Raw genomic sequence first — 1,591 nt, 5'->3', positions numbered from 1 at the left:
ATCGCGGTGGAAGAGGCGGTGCGTCTGAAGGAAGCGGGCGTGGCCACGGAAGTGATCGCGGTGTCGGCGGGGGTTTCGCAGTCGCAGGAGACGCTGCGCACGGCGCTGGCCATTGGTGCGGACCGCGCGATCCTGATCGAGTCGGACGACGAGTTGCAGCCGTTGGCGGTGGCGAAGTTGCTCAAGGCGATCGTCGACAAGGAGCAGCCGCAACTGGTGATCCTGGGCAAGCAGGCGATTGACGACGATTCGAACCAGACCGGGCAGATGCTCGCGGCGCTGGCCCGGCTGCCGCAGGCGACGTTCGCCTCGAAGGTGACGGTGGCGGACAACCGCGCGCAAGTCACGCGTGAAGTGGACGGCGGTCTGGAGACGGTGTCGCTGTCGCTGCCGGCGGTGATCACGACGGACCTGCGCCTGAACGAGCCGCGTTACGTGACGTTGCCCAACATCATGAAGGCGAAGAAGAAGCCGCTGGAGACGGTCAAGCCGGCGGATCTGGGCGTGGATGTGACGCCGCGGCTGAAGACGCTGAAGGTGGCCGAGCCGCCCAAGCGCAGCGCGGGTGTGAAGGTGGCGGACGTGGCAGCGCTCGTCGAGAAGCTCAAGAGCGAAGCGAAGGTCATCTGAGGGGAGACGACGAGATGAGCATTCTGGTAATTGCGGAACACGACAACCAGTCGATCAAGGCGGCCACGCTCAACACGGTGGCGGCGGCGCTGCAATGCGGCGAGGACGTGCATGTGCTGGTGGCGGGCAACAACGCGAAGGCGGCGGCAGACGCCGCGGCGCAGATCGCGGGCGTGAAGAAGGTGTTGCTGGCCGAGGCGGCGTATTTCGGCGACGGGCTGGCGGAGAACATTGCCGACGAGGTGGTGTCGATCGCGGGCGGGTATACGCACATCCTGGCGCCGGCGACGGCGTACGGGAAGAACATTGCGCCGCGCGTGGCGGCCCTGCTGGATGTGGCGCAGATCTCGGACATCACGAAGGTCGACAGTGCGGACACGTTCGAGCGCCCGATCTACGCGGGCAACGCGATTGCGACGGTGCAGAGCGCGGACAAGGTGAAGGTGATCACGGTGCGCTCGACGGGCTTCGACGCGGTGTCGGCCACGGGAGGCAGCGCGGCGGTGGAGTCGGTGGCGGCGACGCCGGACGCGGGCGTGTCGCAGTTCGTTGGGCGGGAAGTGACGAAGCTGGACCGTCCGGAGCTCACGAGCGCGAAGATCATCGTCTCGGGCGGGCGTGGGCTGGGCAGTGGCGAGAACTACACGAAGGTGCTGGAGCCGCTGGCGGACAAGCTGGGTGCGGCGCTGGGCGCGTCGCGCGCGGCGGTGGACGCGGGTTACGTGCCGAACGACTATCAGGTGGGCCAGACCGGCAAGATCGTGGCGCCGCAACTGTACGTCGCGGTGGGTATCTCGGGTGCGATCCAGCATTTGGCCGGGATGAAGGATTCGAAGGTGATCGTGGCGATCAACAAGGATCCGGAGGCGCCGATTTTCTCGGTGGCGGACTACGGCCTGGTGGGCGACCTGTTCACGGTGGTGCCGGAGCTCACGGGCGCGCTGTAAGCCGGTGAGGACAG

The 1,591-nt window shown here is 67.0% G+C and carries 2 protein-coding genes; both read left to right on the top strand.

The features are described 5' to 3' along the window. A partial coding sequence (locus tag W930_RS28825) for an electron transfer flavoprotein subunit beta/FixA family protein (RefSeq protein WP_024788936.1) occupies positions 1-630 on the top strand: 630 nt, incomplete at its 5' end. 14 nt (positions 631-644) lie between these two features. After that, on the top strand, positions 645-1,577 hold the full coding sequence (locus tag W930_RS0124925) for an electron transfer flavoprotein subunit alpha/FixB family protein (RefSeq protein WP_023873462.1): 933 nt from the start codon (positions 645-647) through the stop codon (positions 1,575-1,577). The last annotated feature ends 14 nt before the right edge of the window (positions 1,578-1,591 follow it).

Origin of the sequence: Pandoraea sp. E26 (assembly GCF_000681415.1) — a bacterium.
Lineage (GTDB): Bacteria > Pseudomonadota > Gammaproteobacteria > Burkholderiales > Burkholderiaceae > Pandoraea > Pandoraea pnomenusa.
The sequence above is the reverse complement of the archived record's forward strand: the minus strand, read 5'-3'. Positions and strand labels throughout refer to the sequence as shown.

Excerpts from the sequence above, each read along its gene's own strand:
- W930_RS0124925 (WP_023873462.1), top strand. The coding sequence starts at position 645 with ATGAGCATTCTGGTAATTGCGGAACACGACAACCAGTCGATCAAGGCG.